The organism is Mesorhizobium sp. M1182 (genome assembly GCF_040318335.1).
GTDB lineage: Bacteria > Pseudomonadota > Alphaproteobacteria > Rhizobiales > Rhizobiaceae > Mesorhizobium.
On record NZ_JAMYMD010000026.1, the window covers coordinates 32,458 to 53,376 of the forward strand.

20 protein-coding genes are annotated in these 20,919 nt (G+C 63.8%); 16 read left to right on the forward strand and 4 right to left on the reverse strand.

Annotated features, from left to right (window positions below):
* Positions 1 to 39: 39 nt before the first annotated feature.
* The 3 genes from NKH33_RS24485 to NKH33_RS24495 all read right to left on the reverse strand — a co-directional run bounded on the left by NKH33_RS24485 (position 40) and on the right by NKH33_RS24495 (position 3,031).
* A complete protein-coding gene (locus NKH33_RS24485; protein WP_023676846.1) occupies positions 40 to 519 on the reverse strand; it encodes a MarR family winged helix-turn-helix transcriptional regulator in 480 nt (159 codons plus the stop codon).
* A complete protein-coding gene (locus tag NKH33_RS24490) occupies positions 519 to 2,090 on the reverse strand; it encodes a phytoene desaturase family protein (protein ID WP_352921861.1) in 1,572 nt (523 codons plus the stop codon). Before NKH33_RS24490 ends, NKH33_RS24485 begins: the two co-directional genes overlap by 1 nt.
* Before the next feature lie 149 nt (positions 2,091 to 2,239).
* A complete protein-coding gene (locus tag NKH33_RS24495; RefSeq protein ID WP_352540480.1) occupies positions 2,240 to 3,031 on the reverse strand; it encodes a cyclase family protein in 792 nt (263 codons plus the stop codon).
* Between the two features lie 117 nt (positions 3,032 to 3,148).
* Between NKH33_RS24495 and NKH33_RS24500 the strand changes: the two genes are divergently transcribed.
* The 16 genes from NKH33_RS24500 (at position 3,149) to NKH33_RS24575 (ending at position 20,062) form a co-directional block, all read left to right on the forward strand.
* Complete coding sequence (locus tag NKH33_RS24500; RefSeq protein WP_352921863.1) at positions 3,149 to 4,723, forward strand: phytoene desaturase family protein; 1,575 nt, start codon at positions 3,149 to 3,151, stop codon at positions 4,721 to 4,723.
* Positions 4,724 to 4,830: 107 nt separating this feature from the next.
* Positions 4,831 to 6,357 (forward strand): ABC transporter substrate-binding protein, encoded by a 1,527-nt coding sequence (locus NKH33_RS24505; RefSeq protein WP_352921865.1) that lies wholly within the window; start codon positions 4,831 to 4,833, stop codon positions 6,355 to 6,357.
* Between the two features lie 70 nt (positions 6,358 to 6,427).
* The gene (locus NKH33_RS24510; protein WP_352470014.1) at positions 6,428 to 7,435 is read left to right on the forward strand and encodes an ABC transporter permease; all 1,008 of its coding nucleotides are present in this window, start codon (positions 6,428 to 6,430) and stop codon (positions 7,433 to 7,435) included.
* The gene (locus tag NKH33_RS24515; protein ID WP_352921867.1) at positions 7,428 to 8,276 is read left to right on the forward strand and encodes an ABC transporter permease; all 849 of its coding nucleotides are present in this window, start codon (positions 7,428 to 7,430) and stop codon (positions 8,274 to 8,276) included. The genes NKH33_RS24510 and NKH33_RS24515 overlap by 8 nt, the downstream gene beginning before the upstream one ends.
* Entirely contained in the window at positions 8,273 to 9,163 is an 891-nt protein-coding gene (locus tag NKH33_RS24520) for an ABC transporter ATP-binding protein (protein ID WP_352921869.1), read from the forward strand. The genes NKH33_RS24515 and NKH33_RS24520 overlap by 4 nt, the downstream gene beginning before the upstream one ends.
* The gene (locus tag NKH33_RS24525; protein ID WP_352921871.1) at positions 9,156 to 9,986 is read left to right on the forward strand and encodes an ATP-binding cassette domain-containing protein; all 831 of its coding nucleotides are present in this window, start codon (positions 9,156 to 9,158) and stop codon (positions 9,984 to 9,986) included. The genes NKH33_RS24520 and NKH33_RS24525 overlap by 8 nt, the downstream gene beginning before the upstream one ends.
* Positions 9,987 to 10,065: 79 nt before the next feature.
* A complete protein-coding gene (locus NKH33_RS24530) occupies positions 10,066 to 10,665 on the forward strand; it encodes a VOC family protein (protein ID WP_352623230.1) in 600 nt (199 codons plus the stop codon).
* Positions 10,666 to 10,808: 143 nt separating this feature from the next.
* The gene (locus tag NKH33_RS24535) at positions 10,809 to 13,103 is read left to right on the forward strand and encodes a bifunctional salicylyl-CoA 5-hydroxylase/oxidoreductase (RefSeq protein ID WP_352921874.1); all 2,295 of its coding nucleotides are present in this window, start codon (positions 10,809 to 10,811) and stop codon (positions 13,101 to 13,103) included.
* On the forward strand, positions 13,100 to 13,873 hold the full coding sequence (locus tag NKH33_RS24540) for an SDR family NAD(P)-dependent oxidoreductase (RefSeq protein WP_352813737.1): 774 nt from the start codon (positions 13,100 to 13,102) through the stop codon (positions 13,871 to 13,873). The genes NKH33_RS24535 and NKH33_RS24540 overlap by 4 nt, the downstream gene beginning before the upstream one ends.
* Positions 13,867 to 14,337, forward strand: a complete 471-nt coding sequence (locus NKH33_RS24545; protein WP_023676834.1) for a MarR family winged helix-turn-helix transcriptional regulator — start codon at positions 13,867 to 13,869, stop codon at positions 14,335 to 14,337. Before NKH33_RS24540 ends, NKH33_RS24545 begins: the two co-directional genes overlap by 7 nt.
* Positions 14,334 to 15,146: an enoyl-CoA hydratase family protein gene (locus NKH33_RS24550; protein WP_352921876.1), complete on the forward strand. Its 813-nt coding sequence runs from the start codon at positions 14,334 to 14,336 to the stop codon at positions 15,144 to 15,146. Before NKH33_RS24545 ends, NKH33_RS24550 begins: the two co-directional genes overlap by 4 nt.
* Before the next feature lie 224 nt (positions 15,147 to 15,370).
* The gene (locus NKH33_RS24555) at positions 15,371 to 16,519 is read left to right on the forward strand and encodes an acyl-CoA dehydrogenase family protein (RefSeq protein ID WP_352921878.1); all 1,149 of its coding nucleotides are present in this window, start codon (positions 15,371 to 15,373) and stop codon (positions 16,517 to 16,519) included.
* 71 nt (positions 16,520 to 16,590) lie between these two features.
* Positions 16,591 to 16,986 (forward strand): RidA family protein, encoded by a 396-nt coding sequence (locus tag NKH33_RS24560; RefSeq protein ID WP_352921880.1) that lies wholly within the window; start codon positions 16,591 to 16,593, stop codon positions 16,984 to 16,986.
* A 178-nt stretch (positions 16,987 to 17,164) separates the two neighbouring features.
* Complete coding sequence (locus tag NKH33_RS24565; protein ID WP_352921882.1) at positions 17,165 to 17,956, forward strand: ABC transporter substrate-binding protein; 792 nt, start codon at positions 17,165 to 17,167, stop codon at positions 17,954 to 17,956.
* A gap of 109 nt (positions 17,957 to 18,065) precedes the next feature.
* On the forward strand, positions 18,066 to 18,740 hold the full coding sequence (locus NKH33_RS24570) for an amino acid ABC transporter permease (RefSeq protein ID WP_352540469.1): 675 nt from the start codon (positions 18,066 to 18,068) through the stop codon (positions 18,738 to 18,740).
* 29 nt (positions 18,741 to 18,769) lie between these two features.
* Complete coding sequence (locus tag NKH33_RS24575; protein ID WP_352921884.1) at positions 18,770 to 20,062, forward strand: cysteine desulfurase-like protein; 1,293 nt, start codon at positions 18,770 to 18,772, stop codon at positions 20,060 to 20,062.
* On the opposite strand, the gene NKH33_RS24580 is transcribed toward NKH33_RS24575, so the two are convergent.
* The gene (locus tag NKH33_RS24580) at positions 19,993 to 20,865 is read right to left on the reverse strand and encodes an NAD(P)H-dependent oxidoreductase (RefSeq protein ID WP_352899024.1); all 873 of its coding nucleotides are present in this window, start codon (positions 20,863 to 20,865) and stop codon (positions 19,993 to 19,995) included. The genes NKH33_RS24575 and NKH33_RS24580 overlap by 70 nt on opposite strands.
* Between the last annotated feature and the right edge of the window lie 54 nt (positions 20,866 to 20,919).

Consider the following 20,919-nt stretch of genomic DNA (forward strand, 5'->3'; position numbering starts at 1 on the left):
GGGCTCCTTCCGTTACCGCCCCGATGGCGGCGCGTAAGATCAGATGTCGTGCTTGCGAATGTTCTTCAGCATCTTCTGCAATGTCGCGATCAGCGCCGCGTATTCGGCATCGTCGACATCGTCGAACATTGCCTCGAAAGCGTCGTGCATGGCCGGCCAGGCGCGCGCGAACTCGGCGCGGCCATCGTCGGTCAGGAACACATGGCGGATACGGCTGTCGGTGACCCCCTGCTCGCGCCGCACAAACCCTTGCCCCTCCAGCGTGTCGAGCGTCCGGCTCAAGGTCGACTGCTCGATGACGGTATAGACCGAGAGATCGTTGACGGTGACGCCATCGGTGACCGACAACACGGCCAGCGTGCGCACCTGCGGAATGGTCAGGCCCTGCCTGCGGAAATTGTCACGCAAGGTGGCGTTGTAGCGGCCCATGATGCGGTTCATCAGATAGGGCGCGAATTGCTGCAGGCCGATCTGGCCCAAAGTCGAGATACGCTGGCGCTTTTCAACCTTCTGTTCCATCACAGCCTCCCCGCCAGGAGAAAGCCGGAGCCGCCGCCCAAGCCAGCACCCGGATGGGTCGAGGCACCGATGTGGTACAGACCCCTGACCCCGGTGGCGTGATTGCGGCTCGTCTTGAACGGCCGCCACAGAAACGACTGGTCGATAGCCGAGGAACCGCCATAGGGGTCGCCGCCGACCAGATTGATGTTCATCGCTTCCAGGTCGGCCGGCGAACAGGCGCGGCGTGCGATGACGCTGTCCTTGAACCCATCGATATGGCTGGCGAGGATCGCTTCGGCACGGTCGGCATAGGCTTCGCGCAGCGCCTCGGTCCAGCGACCGTCTGCCGGTGTCTGCAGTTTGCCGGCGGCATCGCCCTTGATATGCCGTGGCGCCTCGGGCAGTTGCAGCCACAGGACCGCCTTGCCGTCCGGGCAGCGCGACGGGTCGAGCGCGTGCGGCTGGCCGACGCACATGGTCGGCACCTCCGGCAGCATGCCGCGCACGGCTTCGTTGCAGGCCTTCGAGACGCCGTCGAGCCCCGGCGTCAGATGCAGCAGCGCGACCTTGTCCAGGCCCTCGCCGCGCCATGCCGGCGGCTTGTCCAAGGCATAGTGGATCTGGAAATTGCTCTTGCCGTAGCGGTATTTTTGCGCTGCCTCGACGTCGGCTTTCGGCGCCGCGTCGCCGAGCAGCCGCTCGTAGAGCTGGGTCGGCGTGACCGAGCAGATGACGCTCTTGTTCACGTTGATCGTTTCGCCCGAAGCCAGCCGCACGCCGGCGGCGCGGCCTCCGCTTTGGACAATAGCCGCGACGTCGGCGCCGGTGCGGATTTCGCCGCCACGTTCCCTGATCAGGGCTTCGAAGGCGGCCAGCAGATTCCTGGCACCGCCCTTGACGATCGGCGCGCCGGCCGCCTCAAGCGCGAAGGCGATGACCTTGGCGATCTGGCCGGAGAACGCGTCCTCAGGCCCGAGGCCGGCATGCAGCACCCAGGGCGCCCACAGCGCGCGCATGGTTTCCGACTGGTAGGTGCTTTCCAGCCAACCGCGCGCCGGCACCAGCGCGCTGCCGAGAAAGGCGGCAAGGCCACGCGGGCCGCGCCGCCAGGCTTCACCCGCCAGCAGCCTGGCCGTCGGGTAGGACCACAGGCTGCCACCGAGCAGTCCGAACAGCAGACCGGCGTTGCGCTCGATCTCGCCGACATCGTTTGCGTGCCGGTCGCCGTCGCCCGCGGCAAGCGCATTGATCGCCGCTACATTGGCGATACGATCGGTGCGCAGGACGGCATGGCTGCCGTCCGGGCGCAGCACACCGGTCGGCGTGGAGGTGTTGCAAAACTCCAGGCCGTGCCGCGCCAGATCCTTGCCCAGCGCCGCATAGGCCGGCGAGGTGATGAACAGGACAAAGGTCGTCGCCATCACGTCGTGGATGAAGCCGGGCGCGGTGATTTCTTCGGTGCGCATGCAGCCGCCGATGCGGTCGTTGCGCTCGAGCACCAGCACCTTCGCCCCCTTGCCGCCAAGCATCGCCGAACAGACCAGCGCGTTGATGCCGCTGCCGACGACGATGTGATCGGGGGCGCTCATCGATGCGTGCTCCTAGCCGGCAGGAGTTCAATTGCAGAGATTGGCGCTCTACGGCGCCGTAGAGCCGCAGCTTTGCAACGCTGCCGCTCCCACTCCGTCACCACAGTGCCACTTCCACACATGATCTTCTCCCGAAGACCGCAGCTACCCTATTGCCTTGGCACCAACGCCAACGCGCGGATCGGGCTGCCGGTGCCGTGCTCGATCTTGAGCGGCGCCGCGATCAGGATCGCGCCTTTCGGCGGCAGCCGGTCGAGGTTGCAAAGGCTGGCGAGACCGTAGCGGTTAGCCTTGTGCATCAGGCTATGCGCCGGGAACGGCGGCTCCATTCCCCCTGCTTTTCCAGCATCCGTGCCGATCGTCTCGCTGCCCCAGCCCTTGATGTCCTTGCTAATCAGATACTGGATGGCTTCGGCGGTCGGGCCAGGCGTGTGCGGTCCGGTCTCATTGGCGTTGAGGAACTCGGCTTCCGAGCCGTTGCGCTTATACCAGTCGGTGCGCATCACCACCCACTCGCCGGGGTTGATAGCGCCATGTTCGGCTTCCCATGCCTTGATGTGATCGACGGTGAGCAGGAAATCGTGATCGGCTGCCGCTTGCTTGGAACAGTCGATGACGTTGACGGGTCCGACGAAGTTCTGCGCCGGAATGGTGTCGGTGGCGCCGTCCGGATAATCCTTGCCGGTGATCCAGTGGTTGGGCGCGTCGAAATGCGTGCCCGAATGCTCCCCGAGCTTGAGCCAGTTCCACGCCCACCACGGACCGTTCTTGTCATAGGCGGAGATGGCGTGGATCTCGATCTTCGGCGTGTCGACCGCCAGTTCCGGCGGCAGCTTGATCAGCGGTGTGTCGGGCCCGAGCGGCGCCGTCAGGTCGACCACCTGAATGGCGCCTGAAAGCAGCTGGCCGGCGACTTCGCCTAAAAGTTGTTGTGTGTCCATGGTCTCTGTTCCCTCTTTCTCGATGGTGCTGAAGGCTCTCGCGGCCCTTAATATCCTACTAGACGAAAACATATGCATCTGCAATTATCTTTAAGCATAAAGGAAATGGGACGGGGCGTGAGCGAGTTCGACGCCATATTTGTCGGGGCAGGCCACAACAGTCTGGCATGCGCCGCGCATCTGGCGCTCAAAGGCTGGAAAACCGCAGTTTTCGAGCGTAATGCAACGATCGGCGGCGCCGTTCAGACGCGCGAATTGACGCTTCCGGGCTTCCGGCACGATTTCGGCGCGATGAATCTCAGCCTGTTCGCCGGCTCGGCCTTTCACAAGAAATATGCAAATGAATTGAAAACCCACGGGCTGGAATTCGTGCCGGTGGCCGACTGTTTTGCCAGCGCCTTCCCCGACGGTCGCTGGTTCGGCGTCAGCAGCGACCTGGAAGTGACCGCCTCGCGCATGGCCGCTTTTTCCGACGCCGACGCACAGACATGGCGCCGTCTGGTTGCGGCATTCCCGGCGGAGGCCGAGCATCTGTTCCGGCTGCTGGGCTCGCCGATGAGCGGCCGTGCGCTCGCCGGCACCGCCTGGAACCTCTGGCGCAAGAAGGGTTTTGCCGGCGCGCTCGATACAGGTCGGTTGCTGCTTTCGTCACCCCGCGCCTGGCTCGAGGATACTTTCGAGTCACCGCATGTCAGGGCGACGCTGGCCACCTGGGGCATGCATCTCGATTTCGCGCCTGACATCGCCGGCGGCGCGGTGTTCCCTTACCTCGAATCCATGGCCAACCAGTGCTTCGGCATGGTGCTCGGCAGAGGCGGCGCCGACACGATTATCCGCGCTTTGTCGGGCATGCTCACGGCCGCCGGCGGCAAGATCGTCACTGGGGCTGATGTCGCCGAGATCACGGTTTCGGCCGGCAAAGCGACCGGCGTGCGGCTCACTTCCGGCGAGACCCACACCGCCACCAAGGCCGTCATCGCCGGTGTCGCGCCCAAGGCGCTGACCGGGAAACTGTTGCCTAACGGATCCGGCGACACCGGCTTCGACACGGCCGTGAAAAAATTCCGCCACGCGCCGGGGACGTTGATGATCCATCTGGCGCTCGACGACCTGCCGGACTGGCGCGCCGGTGCCGAGCTTCGGCAGTTCGCCTATGTGCATCTGTCGCCGTCGCTCGATGCCATGTCCTGGACCTATCAGCAGGCGATGTCAGGGGTGCTGCCGGACGAACCGGTGCTGGTCGTCGGCCAGCCGACGGCCGTCGATCCCTCGCGCGCGCCGGACGGCAAGCACGTACTTTGGGTGCAGGTGCGCATGCTGCCAGCCGAGATTGCAGGCGATGCGGCGGGTACGATCGCGGTGGCTCACTGGGACGAGGCTAGGGAGCACTACGCCGAGCGCGTCCTCGACATTATCGAGCGCTATGCGCCCGGCCTTCGTCGGAAGATCCTCGGCCGCGCCGTGTTCTCGCCCATCGACCTCGAACGCGAGAACCCGAACCTTGTCGGCGGCGACCAGATCTGCGGCAGCCATCATCTGGCGCAGAATTTCCTGTTCCGGCCGGTGCGCGGTTACGCTGGCTGGAACACGCCGGTCGGCAATCTGCATCTGACCGGGGCGGCAACATGGCCCGGCGCCGGCACCGGGGCGGCGTCGGGCTTCATGCTCGCGCAACAACTTGGCGGGAGGTAGGCTCCATTTTTCATCTAGGGTGAAGGAGGACAAGGCGCGGTTGCCCAAGGAGCCTGAACCCACCGATTGACAACGACACCGCGCATAAAAGCAACAGGGGAACGACCATGACAATCAACAGACGAGAATTGCTCGGATATGGCGCGGCCGCACTTGGCGCCACGGCGCTCGGCCTGCCGCAAATCGCCAAGGCTGCCGGCGAACTGACCATCGCCTACAATGTCAATTTGCCGTCCTGGGACCCGACCACCGGGCCTTCGGCGGTCAACCCGACCATCCAGGGTCTCTACCAGTCGGTGTTCGACCAGTTCATCCCGCAGAAACCGGATCTTTCTTTCGCGCCCGGCCTGCTCACCGAATGGGGCTGGAACGAGGATCGCAGCAAGGTCATGATGACGGTGCGCGAGGGCGTCACCTGGCATGACGGCTCGCCATTCACGGCCGAAGACGTGGTCTGGTCGCTGCAGCGGGCGGGCGATGAAAAAACCGGCAACCCGATCCAGTTCGTCTGGAAGAACGTCAACAACTTCAAGATCGACGGCAACAAGATCACCGGCGACGTCGTGCAATTCGACCCGGTGTATTTCAAGTGGATGTCGTTCCTGACCGGCTACATCATGCCGAAGGCCTATTACGAAAAGGTCGGCGCCGAGGGTTTTGAGAAAGCCCCGATCGGCACCGGGCCCTACATGGTCGACAAATTCGAGCGCAACGCCTTCCTGCGGCTCAAGGCCAACCCGAACTACTGGGGCAGCAAGCCGGCCTTCGAGAACGTAACCATCAAGTTCGTTACCGATGCGGCGAGCCGCGTCGCCGAGATCGAGTCCGGTTCCTCGCAGGTGACCCTCGAGGTCCCCTATGAGGAATATGACCGCCTGATCGCCAAGGATGGACTTGCCGGCTCATGCAAGAACGTTTCCGACATCGGCATGATCTTCTTCAACGACATCGACGTGATGCTGGACAAGAACGTGCGCCAGGCGGCGGTGATGGCGGTCGACAAAAAGCTTTTGGTCGACCGGCTGCTGCGCGGTTACGGCCAGCCCATCGATACGCTGGAGACGCCGGAATACGCGGCCTACGATGCGTCGATCAAGGTGGAGCACAATCCGGACAAGGCCAAGGAACTGCTGGCCGCCTCCGGCTATTCGCCGGAAAAGCCGGTCAAGTTCACGATACAGACGACGAAGGGCTTCAAGCCCAAGGATTACGAGATGATCCAGGCGATCGTCGGCATGTGGCGCAAGGTCGGCATCGAGGCGACGATCGAGGTCTACGAGATCGCCAAGCACTACGAGCTGCGCGCCGCCGACAAGCTGGCGCCGGCGGCCTTCTACAATTGGGGCAATGCCATCGGCGATCCCACCACGTCGACCGGCTTTGCCATGTATGGCCCGAGCCCGCATTCGGTGTGGGACAGCCAGGACCTGATCGACATGATCAACCCGCTATGGGGCGAGAAGGACGAGGCCAAGCGCATTGCCGGCTGGAAGGCCGTCGACAAATATATCGCCGAACAGGCCTATGTGCTGCCGCTGATCCAGTATGCGCAGCCGATCGTGCATGCCAAGGGCGTCAATGTGGTGCAGCATGTGTCCGGCGCGCTGTTGCCGGCGCTGATGAGCCCGGCCTGAGATCAGCCCAGGACTAACGCGCGCCGTCTGCAACCACGGCGCGCCTTTTCCGCCAGGCATACAGGCGACCATGCTGCTGCAAAGATTCCTGATCCGTCTTCTGACGATGGCGATCACGCTGTTCGGCGTGGCGATCGTCGTCTTCATCGTCATCCGTGTCGCGCCGGGCGACCCGATCGCGATGATGCTGCCGCCCGGCGCGACCGATGCCGACATCGCTCGGCTGCGCGCGCTTTACGGGCTGGACAAGACCATCGTCCAGCAATTCTTCATCTGGCTGGCCGGTGTCGTCAGGGGCGATTTCGGCACTTCGATTTCGCTCCGGCAGGATGTTCTGGGCCTAGTCTTCAATCGCCTCCCGGCGACGCTGGAACTCGCCATCGTCGCGCTTGTGATGGCGCTGGCGATCGGTGGCACGACGGCGATCCTCGGCGCGCGCGAACGCGGCACCGCGGTCGAAGCCGGCATCGACATTGCCAGCGGTGCGGCACTCTCGATTCCCGATTTCCTGTGGGGCCTGGTGCTGATCCTTCTGTTCGGCGTGCTGGTGCCTATCTTCGACATTTCTGGCCGGGTGTCGCCGCAGCTCGACCTGCCCTTCGCCACGCAATTCTATCTGTTCGAAAGCATTGTACGGCTGCGCTTCGACCTGACCAGGGACCTGCTGGCACACATGCTGATGCCGGCGATTGCGCTGGCGCTGCCACTGGCCGCGATCATCTCGCAGCTGCTGAAACAGTCGCTGAAGGAAGTGCTCGACCTCGACTACGTCGTGCTGGCGCGGGTAAAGGGCTTTTCGGAAACGCAGGTCATCCTGCGCGAGGCGCTGAAGAACGCGGCCCTGCCGACGCTGACGCTGGTCGGCGTGCAGTTCACCTTCCTCATCGGCGGCACGGTCATCGTCGAACGACTGTTTTCCTATGAAGGTCTCGGCAACATGGCGATCGATGCCGTCATCAACCGCGACCTGCCGCTGATCCAGGGCATCGTGCTGGTCTTCGCGCTGCTGTTCGTGCTGATCAACCTTGCCGTCGACATGATGTACGCCCTGCTCAATCCGAGGCTGCGCCATGGATGAGGCCCGCATTTCGAGACATGGCTCGCGGGCACGCCTGTGGCTGGCCGGCGGCTGGCTGCTGATTGCGCTGCTGGCCGCGATTTTTGCGCCGTTGGTCGCACCGCAGGACCCGCTGGCGCAGGATTTGATGCTGGAGCGGCTGCCGCCTTTCTGGATTGATGGCGCCGAGCCCGGCTACTGGCTCGGCACCGACAGCCTCGGCCGCGATCTTCTGTCACGGCTGATCTTCGGTGCCCGCATCGCCTTCATCGTCGCCTTCGCGGCAGCCTTTGCCGCCTGCCTGGTCGGCTCGACGCTGGGGCTGGTCGCCGGCTATTTCGGCGGCTGGGCCGACCGCATCATCTCGCGCATCGTCGATGTCTGGATGGCGTTTCCGCCGGTGCTGTTCGCCATCCTGCTGGTCGCCGTGCTCGGCACGGGCTTAAGCTCAGTCATCATTGCCATTGCCGTCATCGACTGGACGCGCTTCTGCCGGGTGATCCGCGCCGAGACGATGGGCCAGTCGCGCATGGACTATGTCGAGAACGCCCGCATCGCCGGCTACGGCCGCATCGGCATCATGCTGCGCGAGGTGCTGCCCAATGTGGTGCCGTCGATCGTCGCGCTGCTGTCGCTGGAGATGGGCATTGCCGTCATCGTCGAGGCGATCCTGTCCTTCGTCAATCTGTCGATCTCGACCGATGACCCGACCTGGGGCGGCATCATCGCCGAGGGCCGCCTGTCGATCCATCAGGCCTGGTGGGTGCTGGTGTTCCCGCTGATCACGCTGATCCTGACCGTGCTGTCGTTCAGCCAGTTCGGCGACGCGCTGAAGGCGCGTTTCGATCCGGTGTTGCGATGAGCGTAGCCGTCAAACCCTGCCTCGATATCCGCAGCTTGAGCGCCGTGCTGCCCAACGGCCAGCGCGTGCTGCGCTCGGTGTCGCTCGCCGTCCAGCCCGGCGAGGTGCGCGCGCTGGTCGGCGAGAGCGGTGCCGGCAAGACGATGATCGGTAAGGCGGTGCTTGGCGTGCTGCCGCCGAGCGTGCGCATCGTCGAAGGCGACATGCTGCTTGAAGGCGAAGACCTCGGCAAGCTCCAGCCCAAGGCGCGGCGCACGCTGATCGGCGCCCGCACGGCGCTGATCCCGCAGGACCCGCTGACCGCGCTCAACCCGTCGCGGCGCATCGGCCCGCAGATGACCGACCGGCTGGTGCGCATCCTCGGCTGGAGTGGCGACAAGGCTGATCGGCGCACCCGGCAGTTGCTGGACGAGGTGCAGATCCGTGATCCCGGCCGCGTGCTGAAAAGCTATCCGCACGAGCTTTCGGGCGGCATGCGCCAGCGCGTGCTGATCGCCGCCGCCTTTGCCGCCGAGCCCCGGCTGATCGTCGCCGACGAGCCGACCACGGCGCTCGACGTCACCGTGCAAAAACAGATCCTGCGGCTGATCGCTGCGTTGCAGCGTGAGCACGGCACCGCGATCCTGTTTGTCACCCACGATCTCGGCGTCGTCGCCAAAATCAGCCAGAAAGTTTCGGTGCTTTATGCCGGCAAGGTGGTGGAGGAGGCCCAAACGGCAACCCTCTTCGCAGCACCCCAGCATCCCTATACACGGGCGCTGATGGCGGCGACGCCACGCTACACCGATCCATACACTTCACTGAAACCCGTGGACGGGGCGGTACTGGCCGGGCTTGCCGCCGAGATCACTGCTGCCGACCAGGCCTGGAGGCGCCCGCATGGCTGAGCTGCTGTTTTCCGTGCGTGGGCTGAAGGTCGCGCTGCCCGACATGACGCGCAAGCCGCTGATCGGCCGCGCGCCCTTGGCCGAGATCCTGAAAGGGCTGGATTTCGACCTGCCAAAGGGATCGGTGACCGGCATCGTCGGCGAATCCGGCTCCGGCAAATCGACGCTTGGCCGCGCGTTGGTGCGGCTTCTGGAGCCCAGTGCCGGCAACGTCATCTTCGACGGCCGCGACATCACCCATTTGCCTGAGGCCGAGCTCCGGCCGCTGCGCCGCAATCTGCAGATGATCTTCCAGGATCCGATGTCGTCGCTCAATCCGCGCCGCACTATCTTCAGCATCATCGCAGCACCGCTCAAGCAGAACGGGCTTGGCGACAATCTCAAGGGGCGTGTCGCGGAGGCATTGCAGCGCGTCGGCCTGCCGCAAAGTTTTGCCAGCCGCTACCGCCACGAACTGTCGGGCGGCCAGCGCCAGCGCGTCGGCATTGCCCGGGCGCTGGCGCTGTCGCCGAAATTCGTGCTGGCCGACGAAATCGTCTCCGGCCTCGACGTGTCGACGCAGGCGCAGATCCTGACGCTGCTGGAAAAACTCGCCGCCGAAATGGGCCTGACCGTTGCCTTCATCAGCCATGATCTTTCTGTCATTCGGCGGCTCTGCCGGCACGTGATCGTCATGCGCGAAGGCGCGATCGTCGAAGCCAGTGCGACGGATACTTTGTTCGAGCAGCCGCAGCAGGCTTACACGCGCGACCTGCTCGCCGCCATTCCGCTGCCCGAGATCGATGACGCCTGGCTGCTTCCCGCCGCAAAGGCGCTGGCATGAACACATTCCTATTCGCACGCCGAAGAGCGGCCTCGGACGTGCGCCGACAAGTCAGCTCGCGAAACGGAGGAGAACTGGAATGAAATACGCAATCAGAAACACGATGCTTGCGGCCGCTCTAGTCGGCTCGATGGGAGCAGCCTCGGCTGATTCGATACCCGGCATGCGAGGCCACGACCACACCGGCGTCACCGTCCCCGACATGGAGCAGGCGGTCGATTTCTTCACCGAGGTGGTTGGCTGCAAGAAGGCGATGTCGTTCGGCCCGTTCGCCGACGACAAGGGCACATTCATGCAGGATCTGCTGGGCGTCGATCCCAAGGCGGTGATTGAGGAGATCACCCTGGTCCGCTGCGGACACGGGTCGAACATCGAGCTGTTCAAATACACCGCGCCGGACCAGAAGGACTTGACGCCTCGCAACAGCGACATAGGCGGCTTCCATATCGCCTTCTATGTCGACGACATCGCCGCCGCAAAAGCCTATCTTGACGGCAAGGGCGTCAAGACGCGGATGGGGCCGCTGCCGGTTACCGAAGGCCCGGCCGCCGGCCAGACCATCCTCTACTTCCAGGCGCCCTGGGGCTTGCAGTTGGAAGCGATCAGCTATCCCAATGGTATGGCTTATGAAAAAGATGCGGAGACGGTGCTGTGGAGCCCGAAGAACCCGGAAAAATAGCCCGGGGCGTCCCTGGCCTGCGCAAGCCGACTGCCGGCAAGCTGGGTTTCTGGGGCGGATTGTTTCAATCCTGAAACTTCAAGCTTGAATTAATCCGTCTCAGGCGTAAACTCGACAAACAGAAGCGAAGAGGAGATCGCACGATGAAAGTTGCGGTTCTCGGCGGCGGACCAGCCGGGCTCTACTTTGCAATCTCGCTGAAGCTCAGGGATGCCGCGCATGAGGTCACGGTGTTCGAGCGCAACCGTGCCGATGACACGTTTGGCTGGGGCGTCGTGCTGTCGGCCGAAACGCTGGAGAACCTGACCAAAAACGACCCGGTCAGCGCCGTCTGGATCCGCAAGCATTTCGCCTATTGGGACGATATCGCCGTCATCCATGACGGCGTGCGCACGGTCTCGACCGGTCACGGCTTTTGCGGCATTGGCCGCAAGCGGCTGCTCACATTGCTGCAGCGGCGCGCGCGCGAACTCGGCGTCAAGCTGGTCTTCGAAACCGACATCGCCGATCCCAAGCCATATATGGAGACGCACGACCTGGTTGTCGCCGCCGACGGGTTGAACTCGAAAGCGCGGAGCACCTTCGTCGACGTGTTCAAGCCCGATATCGACATTCGTAGATGCAAGTTCGTCTGGCTCGGCACCCACCAGAAATTCGACGACGCCTTCACCTTCATCTTCGAAAAGACCGAGCATGGCTGGGTGTGGGCGCATGCCTACCAGTTCGACAGCGATACCGCGACCTTCATCGTCGAATGCAGCGAGCAGACCTGGCAGCGCTTCGGCTTCGGCGCGATGTCGCAGCAGGAATCGATTGCCGTCTGCGAGCGCATCTTTGCCCGTCATCTCGGCGGCCACGCGCTGATGACCAACGCCAATCATATCCGCGGCTCGGCGTGGATCAATTTCCCGCGCGTCTTGTGCGAACGCTGGTCCTACAAGAACCTGGCGCTGATGGGCGACGCGGCGGCGAGCGCGCATTTCTCGATCGGTTCCGGCACCAAGCTGGCGCTGGAAAGCGCGGTGGCGCTGGCCGACTATGTCGAGTCCGAGCCAGACCTCGAGGCCGCCTTTAGCAAATATGAGGACGCCCGCCGCACCGAAGTGCTGAAGCTGCAGTCGGCGGCGCGCAATTCGCTCGAATGGTTCGAGGAGGTCGAGCGCTATCTCGGCCTCGATCCGGTGCAGTTCAACTATTCGCTGCTGACGCGTTCGCAACGCATCAGTCACGAAAATTTGCGGCTGCGCGATGCCGAATGGCTGGCCGGCGCCGAGGAGTGGTTCCAGCGCCGGGCCGGCGCCGGGGGCAACAATCTGCGTCGCGCGCCGATGTTCGCGCCGTTCCGGCTGCGCGGCATGGCGCTGCAGAACCGCGTCGTCGTCTCGCCGATGGCGCAGTACAAGGCGGTCGACGGCTGTCCGACCGATTGGCATTTCGCCCATTACGCCGAACGGGCCAAGGGCGGCGCCGGTCTCCTCTACATCGAGATGACGTGCGTCAGCGCGGAGGGCCGCATCACGCCTGGCTGCCCCGGTTTCTATGCGCCCGAGCATGAGGTCGCCTGGAAGCGGCTGGTCGAGTTCGTCCATGCCGAAACCGAGGCCAAGATCTGCGCCCAGATCGGCCATTCCGGTGCAAAGGGGTCGACCAGGCTCGGCTGGCAGGGAACCGACGTGCCGCTGCCCTCAGGCAATTGGCCCGTCATGGCAGCGTCTTCCGTGCCGTGGTCGCGGGAAAACCAGGTGCCGAAGGCAATGGACCGCGCCGACATGGATATGGTGCGCGGCCAGTTTGTCGCTTCGGCCGAGATGGCGGCGCGCTGCGGCTTCGACATGCTCGAAATCCACGCCGCGCACGGCTATCTCCTGTCCTCCTTCATCACGCCCTTGACCAACCGGCGCACCGACTCCTATGGCGGCTCGCTGGAAAACCGCATGCGCTACCCCTTGGAAATCTTTCATGCGGTGCGCGCCGCGTGGCCGGCCGAGAAGCCGATCTCGATGCGCATCTCCGCCAATGACTGGCTGGGCATCGAAGGCGTGACGCCGGCCGATGCCGTAGAGATCGCGCGGCTGCTGCATGAGGCCGGCGTAGACATCTGCGACGTATCGGCCGGCCAGACGTCGGCCGTGGCAAGACCGGTCTATGGCCGCATGTTCCAGACGCCGTTTTCCGATCGCATCCGCAACGAGGTCGGCATGGCGACGATGGCGGTCGGCAATATCTATGAGCCGGACCACGTCAACTCGATCCTGATGGCGGGCCGCGCCGATCTCGTCGCACTGGCTAGGCCGCATCTTGCCGATCCGTATTGGACGCTGCACGCGGCCGTCACGCTTGGCGATCGCGGCGTCAAATGGCCGGATCCCTATCTGCCCGGCCGCGACCAGCTCTACCGGCTGGCCGAACGCGAAGCGGCAGCGGGCTTGAAAATATGAGTGCCGCGGCGACGATTTCGCGGCGTCATGCGCTGGTCACCGGCGGCGGCTCCGGCGTCGGCCGCGCGATCGCGCTGGCGCTGGCCGGCGCGGGCATTGACGTGACCATCTGCGGCCGGCGCGTGGAGCCGCTTGCCGAGGTTGCCGCGGAGAACAAGTCCATCTTCGCCATTGCCGCCGACGTCACCGACGAGACGTCGATGGCGTCGCTCTACGAGGCCGCGGAAGCGGCACGCGGAGCGTTCGACATCGTCGTTGCCAATGCCGGCATGTCCGGCAGTGCCCCGGCGCAGCGGACCTCGCTGGCAGACTGGCAGCGCACGCTCGACGTCAACTTGACCGGTGCGTTCCTGACGGTGAAGCCGGCGTTGGCCGGCATGGCAGTGCGCAAGACTGGCCGTATCATCTTCGTCGCTTCCACCGCCGGACTGAAAGGCTATCCCTATGTCGCAGCGTACGTTGCCGCCAAGCATGGCGTCGTCGGCCTGATGCGGGCACTCGCCGTCGAGACCGCCAAGTCCGGCATAACAGTGAATGCCGTGTGCCCAGGGTTTGTCGAAACCGAGATGCTGGAGAGCACCGTCCAACGCATCGTCCAAACGACCGGCCGCTCGTCCGAGCAGGCACGGACGAGCCTAGCCGCGACCAACCCGCAAGGCCGCTTCATCCAGCCGGAAGAAATTGCGGCCGCGGTACTTTATCTGTGTGGCGACGCCGCCCGGTCGATTACCGGACAGACGATTTCGATCTCCGGAGGTGAGACATGGTAGCCGGTCCCCTGCCCGCCCCGTCCGGACCCGGCAAGGACCGCCTGCGGCTGTGGATACGCCTGCTGCGCGCCTCGCGCACCATCGAGGCCGAGCTGCGCGAACGACTGCGGCAAGAGTTCAACACAACGCTGCCGCGCTTCGACGTGATGGCCGCGCTCTACCGCGCGCCGGAGGGCATGCTGATGAGCGATCTTTCGCGCTTCCTGCTGGTGTCCAACGGCAATGTCACCGGCATCATCGACCGGCTGGTCTCGGAAGGGTTGGTGATGCGGGCCCGACGCAATGGCGACCGCCGCACCTCGATGGTGCGGCTGACGGAAGAGGGATCGAAGATTTTCGCCGTGATCGCCGCCGCGCATGAGAAATGGGTCGGCGAGTTGCTGGGCAATGTGAGCGAGGATGAGGCGCGCCGGCTGACCGGCATGCTGACCTCCTTCCGCAGCAATTGGGAGGGACGGGAATGACGAAGCTGGCCGGCCGCAAGCCGAAGCATTTCCACTGGCAGGTCGAAGGCAAGATCGCAAAGATCCGGCTCGATCGACCGGAGCGCAAGAACCCGCTGACTTTCGACAGTTATGCCGAATTGCGCGACATATTTCGCGACCTTGTCTACGCCGATGATGTCGATGCTGTGGTGGTCCTGCCCAATGGCGGCAATTTCTGCTCGGGCGGCGATGTCCACGAAATCATCGGCCCACTGGTCAAGATGGACATGAAGGCGCTGCTCGCCTTCACCCGCATGACGGGCGATTTCGTCAAGGCGATGCTGAATTGCGGCAAGCCGATTATTGCGGCGGTCGATGGCCTGGCGGTCGGCGCCGGCGCGATTATCGCCATGGCCTCCGATATCCGCATCGCCACGCCCCAGGCCAAGACAGCATTCCTGTTCACCCGCGTCGGCCTTGCCGGCTGCGACATGGGGGCCTGCGCGATCCTGCCGCGCATCATTGGCCAGGGCCGCGCCGCCGAGCTGCTCTATACCGGCCGCACGATGAGTGCCGAGGAAGGCGAGCGCTGGGGCTTCTACAACCGGCTGGTCGATGCCGCAACGCTTGAGGCCGACGCGCTCGACATGGCCGCGCGCATCGTTTCCGGCCCGACCTTCGCCCATGGCATGACCAAGACGCAGCTGAACCAGGAATGGTCGATGGGTCTCGACCAGGCGATCGAAGCGGAAGCACAGGCGCAGGCGATCTGCATGCAGACCCGCGATTTCGAGCGGGCGTACACGGCTTTCGTGGCCAAGGAGAAGCCGGTGTTCGAGGGAAATTGAGATGATCGCTTCCACGCTGGCGGGACAGCACCCCCCTCTGGCCTGCCGGCCATCTCCCCCTCAAGGGGGGAGATTGGATATCAGGCCCGCTTTCGCCAATCTCCAACATCGCAGGGAGAGCCGTGGCAGCGAAGCCGCGAATCTCCCCCCTAGAGGGGGAGATGTCCAGCAGGACAGAGGGGGGCGCCGTGGAGCGCCAGGGCCGGAGAATTGTGGAGGCAGCAATGCCTGACCGTTCCTTCCTCTCCTGGCCGTTCTTCGAGGATCGCCACCGCGATCTGGCGGAGCAGCTGGAGGCATGGTGCGCCAAGAACCTGCCGGTCGCGCATGACGATGTCGACGCCGCCTGCCGCGAGCTGGTGGCCAAGCTCGGTAAGGACGGCTGGCTGAAGCCGACGGCCCTCGACACCGACAACCCTGCAGCACTCGACGTGCGCACGCTCTGCCTCACGCGCGAGACGCTGGCCCGGCATGATGGGCTGGCCGATTTCGCCTTCGCCATGCAAGGGCTCGGCACTGGCGCGCTCAGCCTGTTCGGCTCGCCCGACCAGCAGAGCTGGCTGGCGAAGACACGGGCCGGCAAGGCGATTTCGGCTTTCGCGCTGTCGGAGCCGCGCTCGGGCTCGGACGTCGCCAATATGGAAATGACCGCCGCGCGTGACGGCGACAGCTATCTCCTATCCGGCGAAAAGACCTGGATCTCCAACGGCGGTATCGCTGACTTTTATGTTGTCTTTGCCCGTACCGGCGAGGCGCCCGGCGCCAAGGGGCTTTCCGCCTTTGTCGTGCCTTCCGAAACCGAGAGGCTGATCGTTGCCGAGCGGCTGGAGGTGATTGCGCCGCACCCGCTCGCCCGGCTGTCCTTCGACAATGCACGCATTCCAGCCTCGGCGCTGATCGGCAGACCCGGGGACGGTTTTCGCATCGCCATGTCCGTGCTCGACGTGTTCCGTTCGACCGTCGGCGCAGCGGCGCTCGGCTTTGCCCGGCGCGCGCTGGACGAAAGCATCACAAGAGTGGCCGAGCGCAGGCTGTTCGGTGCGCCGATGGCCGAGCTGCAGATGGTGCAGGGCCACATCGCCGACATGGCGCTGGATGTCGATGCCGCCGCGTTGCTGGTCTATCGTGCCGCCTGGACCAAGGACATGGGCGCGGCTCGGGTTACCCGCGAAGCCGCCATGGCCAAGCTGTTCGCTACCGACAAAGCGCAGGAGGTGATCGACAGGGCTGTGCAGCTGCATGGCGGCGACGGCGTCCGCAAGGGCCATATCGTCGAAAGCCTGTATCGCGAGATCCGGGCGCTGCGCATCTACGAGGGAGCGTCCGATGTGCAGAAGGTGGTGATTGCACGGCAAGTGATGGGAGCGGCCTGAGACGGGAGTTTGCGTGAAATTATTGTCTTCGAGTTTTGAGCGACCGGATTTGAGCATTGGGAGGTTTTGACATGCACACCATCCTGCAGCCGGAAGGCTGGGCGAAACCCGTCGGCTACGCCAATGGCGTCGCCGCGCGCGGGCAGCTTGTCTTCGTCGGCGGGCAGGTCGGCTGGAACGGACAGGGCCGCTTCGAGACCGATGATCTTGTCGGCCAGGTGCGGCAGACGCTGGCCAATATTGTTGCTGTGCTCGCCGAGGCCGGCGCCAAGCCGGAACATATCACCTCTATGACCTGGTACTTTACCGACAAGGCGGAATATCTGACCAATCTCAAGGGGATCGGCGAGGTTTATCGCGAGGTGATCGGCCGGCATTTTCCGGCGATGGCCGCCATGCAGGTGACGGCGCTGGTCGAGGATCGCGCCAAGGTTGAGATCCAGGCCACGGCGGTTATTCCGGAGTGACGGCAACACGCGGCAATTTTTTAAGCTTAAAACTTTCGCCTTGAAAAGCGCGGTACTTTGGATAGCATCCGATGTCTTGCGACTGCCGTGCCGGGAGGGCTTTCCGGCAGTCCCGTCACTTGACGCATCAAAACCGTGCGGGGCCAAACCCGTCCGATCACAACCAGAGGGAACGAAAATGAACTTCACCCGTCGCAACCTGCTGCTTTTTGCTGCTGCCATCGGCATCGCCGGCGGCCCGGCCTACGCCGAAGGCACGCTGAATGTCGGCGCCTATCCGACCAATCCGCCTTTTGAATACAAGAACGAGAGCGGCACGTTCGAGGGTTTCGAAGTCGACATCATCAATGAGGCGGCAAAGCGTATCGGCATGACCACTGATATCGCCGATCTCGGTTTCCAGGCGCTGTTCGCCGCCACCACCTCGAAGCGCATCGACGTCGCCATCTCGTCGATCACCATCACGCCGGAGCGGCTGAAGTCTCAGTCGTTCACGCAGCCCTACTATGATTCCGACATGGGCATCGCCGCGAAGGCCGACAGCCCGATCAAGGCCGAGGCCGACCTCAAGGGCAAGATTGTCGGCGTGCTGTCCGGCTCGACCGGCGAAGCCTGGGTCAAGGCCCACCAGGAAGCGGACGGGTTCAGTGACGTCAAGGGCTACGACACGCAGCAGAATTTGCTGCTCGATCTCAGCTCCGGCCGCGTCGATGCGGCGGTCAGCGATATTCCGGGCCTGGAATATTCTTTCACCAGGATGAAGGATCTCGCCGTAAAAGAGCGCATCAAGACCGGCGAGCAGTACGGTCTGATGATGACCAAGGACCACCCGCTGCTCGGCAAGCTGAACGACGCGCTGACCGCGATGAAGAAGGACGGCACGCTGGCCGCGATCCACAAGAAGTGGTTCGGCAGCGACGCACCTGCCGATTCCTCGACCGTCAAGGAAACTCCTATGCCGAAGGCCTGAGCGGCAGTTCACGCTTAAATGTCGTGCCGGCTTTCGATGCCGGCACGATTTCGGATTTCGGGCTCGGGCTCGAGCGTCGCGGGACGCCAAACGTTTCGGAAATGCTGCGATGTCGCTGCTGGACACCTTCTTCAACGCCGACGTCATGGTCTCCAGCCTGCCGGCGCTGTTGCGCGGCTTCCTGAACACCCTGCTGCTCGGAATCATGAGCATCGGCATCGGTATTCCCGTCGGCCTCGCGATCAGCCTGGTGCGGCTCTATGCGCCAAAGCCGCTTCGGCTGCTGGCTGTCGGCTACATTGACATTTTCCGGGCGATGCCGGTGCTGGTCGTGCTGATCCTGATCTACTATGCGCTGCCGTTCCTCGGCATTCGCCTGTCATCGTGGACGTCCGCGGTGATGGCCTTCGCCATCATCATGGCGGCCTATTCGGCCGAGGTGTTCCGCTCCGGTATAGAGAGCATTCCGCGCGGCCAGTTCGAGGCGGCGCAGGCGCTCGGCCTGCCGTTCTTGCTGACCTTGCGCAAGGTAGTGCTGCCGCAGGCGATCCGCGTCGTCATTCCGCCAATGACCAGCAATTGCGTTTCGATGTTCAAGGATACTTCGCTCGCTTCCACCGTGGCGCTGCCCGAACTGCTGAAAGAAGCGACCAACGCGCAATCGCTCTATGCCAATCCTTCACCGCTGATCGGCGCGGCGCTGGTCTATCTCATCTTTCTCTGGCCGATGGTCCGTTTCGTCAGCCTCCTTGAACGCCGCTTTCAAACCGAAAAGACCCGCTAATCTGTCAGCGCACTTCGCAGGAGACGACCTTGAACCAGCATCAGATTTCGAAAACCGGCGATGCCGCAGCTTTCCCAGTCGAGACGATCCGCGCCATGTTTCCCGCCTTGCAGCAAGCCGGGGACTTCGTCTTCATGGACAATGCAGCCGGCGCGCAGATCCCGCAAAGCGTGCTCGATGCGGTCACCAACCATTTGGTCGCGCATAATGTCCAGCGCGGCGGCCGCTATGGCCGCAGCGTCACCGTCGACCAAGCCGTCGCCGGCGCTCGCGAAAGCGTGGCCTTGCTGATCAACGCCACCAACCCGGCGGAGATCTGTTTCGGCATGAACGCCACTTCGTTCATCCGCCTGGTCAGCCTCGGCATCGGCCAGATGCTTTCCGAGCGCCCAAACGGGGAGCGTGACGAGATCGTCATCACCGACATGGATCACGACGCCAATATCGCGACGTGGCTGGCGCTGGCGCCCGCCGGCGCCAAGTTCAAATGGTGGCGGATGCGCGACGACGGCAATCTGCATGTCGACGATTTGCGCCCGCTGGTCTCAGAGCGCACCCGGCTCGTCGCCTGCACGGTCACGGCGCATTCGATCGGCTCGATTGTCGACGTTGCTTCCGTGGCTGCGATTGCGCATGCGGCAGGCGCCGAAGTGTTCCTCGACTGCGTGCATTACGGGCCGCACGGGCTGATTGATGTGCAGGCCTGGGATTGCGATTATCTGGTCTGCTCCGGCTACAAGAATTTCTCGCCGCATATGGGCTTCCTGTGGGGCCGCTTCGAAACACTGAAGCGCTTGCCGACCTTCCGCGAGGATTTCATCCCCGACGAGCCGCCCCACAAAATCGAAGCCGGCACGTTCATCTACGAGAACGTCTCCGGCATGGATGCCGCGGTGCGCTACCTCGAATCGATCGGCCGCAATTTCTTGTCAGAGAATAACCGGTCGCGCCGCGATAACATCGTCGCCGGCATGAATGCCATCCGCGACTACGAACAGGTGCTGGCGCGCGAAATGCTGGCGGTGCTCAAAGATTGCGGCGCGACGATCTACGGCGTGGCCGAAGAGGCACGCCTCAGCGAGCGCGTGCCGACCTTCTGCTTCAATGTCGGCACGCTGTCGCCGCAGAGGATCGTCGAGGAAATGGCCGAGATGCAGATCGGCATTCGCGACGGCCACATGTATGCGCCGCGTCTGATGAAGCGGCTCAACCTCAGCATGGACAGCGGCGCCGTGCGCGCCTCGCTGGTGCATTACAATACGATCGAGGAAGTCCGGCGCTTCGGCGAGGCGCTGCGCACCATCATCGCCCGGCTGTCCTGATCGGACTGGGCGGCGGCGCCGGCGCGATCCTCGTGAAGCGCAAAGGCGATCGCACCCGGGTTCTCCAAGCCGGGGCGCAATTGCATGCTTGGGATCAAGTAATCGCCGCCATTCTGCTGCCGATAACGAATGGGCCGGATTGTCTCGAGCGTTCGCATCCTTTCGCGCAGTCGCTCCGCGACAGGCTCGAAATCCGCCTCCCCGAAACGGTCCACCCTGTAAACCACGAACGGCGGAAGCACGTCGTAGCCCGGATAGTATAGAATCCCGTGATTGATTGGGAACAGCAGGTCGTCGATCGGGCCGTTGACGCCGCGGGCGGAATAATGCTCCTCCCAGCCGCCGGTGGTCACGATCAGCATTGCGCGCTTGCCGGCGAGCGTTCCCTCACCAAAGCGGTCACCCCACCGCTTGTCGCTGTGCTCGCCAACGCCATAGGCGAAGCCGTAGGCGTACACGCGATCGACCCAGCCCTTGAGGATCGCCGGCATGGCGTACCACCACAGCGGGAACTGGAGGATCAGGGTATCGGCCCATAGCAGCTTGTCGATCTCCACTTTGACGTCATCGGTCAGAGTGTTGGTCGCAAAAGCCTTTTTGGAGGCGCCGGCCGGCAGGAAGCGTGCTTCGGGCGGCCACGACGGAAAGTCGGCACGGTCCACCTCGGCTTTCCAGCCATCGGCGTAGAGGTCCGACACCCGCACCTCGTGGCCCTGGGCCTCGAGTTCCCTGATGGCGACGTCACGCAGTGCGCCATTGAGCGAACGCGGTTCAGGATGAGCAAAAACAAGCAGGACTTTCATGGGTCTACTCCGAAGAAGGACGATAGACACCAAAGGTAGCCAGCCGTGGGCTGA